This window comes from Burkholderia sp. GbtcB21 (assembly GCF_019091065.1).
GTDB classification, from domain to species: domain Bacteria; phylum Pseudomonadota; class Gammaproteobacteria; order Burkholderiales; family Burkholderiaceae; genus Burkholderia; species Burkholderia pyrrocinia_C.
On the sequence record NZ_JAGXKA010000469.1, the window covers coordinates 1 to 237 of the forward strand.

General features: G+C 67.5%; 1 pseudogene. It reads left to right on the top strand.

Annotation, left to right across the window (positions count from 1 at the left end):
- Positions 1–237, top strand: a pseudogene (locus KVT39_RS37390) (hypothetical protein); the annotation flags it as partial.

Genomic DNA, 237 nt, shown 5'->3' on the forward strand with positions numbered 1-237 from the left:
ACCTGAAGACGCACCCTGCCGTGCGGCTCGCGCTCGAAGAAGGGCGTCTGGCGCTGCACGGCTGGGTCTACGACATCGAATCCGGCTGCATCGACGGCCATGACGGCGCGACCGGCCGGTTCGTCTCCCTGGCGGACCATCCTGACGTCCGTGCCACGCCTGCGACGCTTCCCGTCGCGGCCTGTATCGCTCCCACCCAACCACGAGGTATTGCCATGATCCAGTCCCAGCACAGCC